Here is a 1655-nt window from a genome sequence, read left to right as displayed (position 1 = left end):
GCCCCTGCCCCCTGCGCGCAGTGGAGCGCTTAAGAGCGACACGATGTTCGTCACCGGCCCCATCGGCAACGGCTGGGCGGGTTTGCAGCTGCTCAAGGCGGGCAAGACCGCGCCGTTATCGCTCATCCGTGCCTACCGCCGCCCGGTCGCATTGGTGGCAGAGGGCCGCGCGCTGGCGCAGGTTGCGCATGCGATGATGGACGTGTCGGATGGCTTGCTGATCGACGCTGCGCGGATGGCAAAAGCCTCGGGGCTTGGCATCGAGATCGATCTCGCCGCAGTGCCGCTGTCGGCGGATTTTGTCAGCGCGTTCGGCGATGATCAGGCGATGCGCCTTGCGGCCTGCACCGGCGGTGATGATTATCAGCTGCTGTTCGCGGTCGATGCCAATGCGCATCTGCCGATCAGCGCCCACCCGGTTGGCCGCTTTAATGCAGGCAGCGGGCTGACGTTACGCTGGCAAGGCGCACCAATCCCCCTGCCCGATCGGCTGGGCTGGCTGCATAGCGTTTAGCCTGCCAACCAATTGACACGCCCACGCTTTTGACGTTGCGCGCCCGCCACACCGGCTTATACCATGCGCCAAGGGGAGGAGTGCGACGTCTGTCAACAGGCGCGAGTGCCCCTGAATTGCGTTTTTTGGGGAAGCGATGCATGAATGTTGTCCTGATTGCCATAGTCTGCGGAATTGTCGCAGTACTCTACGGAATTTTCACCAGCCGCCAGGTTTTGAGCCAATCGCCCGGTAACGCGCGGATGCAGGAGATCGGGGCCGCGATTCAGGAAGGCGCGCAGGCCTATCTCGGCCGCCAGTATCGCACCATCGCGATTGTCGGCGCAGTCGTGCTGGTGCTGGTCTGGGCCTTGCTCGACAAGTTTGGCAACCCTGTATCCGCCATCGGCTTTTTGCTCGGTGCGGTGCTATCGGGCGTGGCGGGCTATATCGGCATGAACATTTCGGTGCGCGCCAACATGCGCACCGCGCAGGCCGCCAGCGTCTCGCTGCAGGCGGGGCTGACGCTGGCGTTCCGCGCCGGCGCCATTACCGGGATGCTGGTCGCAGGTTTGGGGCTGCTCGCGACAGCGGGCTATTTTTATTATCTCTACGCCATCGCTGGCCATGGCCTCAGCGATCCTGAAGACCGCAACATCGTCAACGGGCTGGTCGCGCTGGCATTCGGTGCCTCGCTGATCTCGATCTTTGCGCGGCTGGGCGGCGGCATCTTCACCAAGGCGGCAGACGTCGGCGCAGACCTTGTCGGCAAGGTCGAGGCGGGTATTCCTGAAGACGATCCACGCAACCCTGCGGTGATCGCCGACAATGTTGGCGACAATGTCGGCGATTGCGCAGGGATGGCGGCTGATCTGTTTGAAACCTACGTGGTGACCATCGGCGTGACGATGGTGGCAATCGCGCTGCTGGTCTCGGGCAATGATGCCGCGTTGCTGCCGCTCGTCGGCCTGCCGCTCGGCATTTGCGGCCTGTGCATCATCACTTCGATCATCGGCACCTATTTTGTGCGACTGGGGTCAAACAACTCGATCATGGGCGCGATGTACAAGGGCTTTGCGGTGACCGCCGTGCTGTCCGCCGTCGGCCTGTATTTCGTCACCGATGCGATCATCGGGCTTGGCAGCGCGTTTTCGCTGAAGCC

The 1655-nt window shown here is 63.0% G+C and carries 2 protein-coding genes; both read left to right on the top strand.

Going from position 1 to position 1655, the window contains the following annotated elements; all coding sequences use genetic code 11:
* Positions 1-514: thiamine-monophosphate kinase (locus ACEW8G_RS01975; RefSeq protein ID WP_373486772.1), on the top strand; the 514-nt coding region annotated here is incomplete at its 5' end.
* A gap of 140 nt (positions 515-654) precedes the next feature.
* A partial coding sequence (locus ACEW8G_RS01970) for a sodium/proton-translocating pyrophosphatase (protein ID WP_373486771.1) occupies positions 655-1655 on the top strand: 1001 nt, incomplete at its 3' end.

The sequence above is a fragment of the Blastomonas sp. genome (assembly GCF_041747255.1).
In the GTDB taxonomy this organism is placed as follows: Bacteria; Pseudomonadota; Alphaproteobacteria; order Sphingomonadales; family Sphingomonadaceae; genus Blastomonas.
The sequence above is the reverse complement of the archived record's forward strand: the minus strand, read 5'-3'. Positions and strand labels throughout refer to the sequence as shown.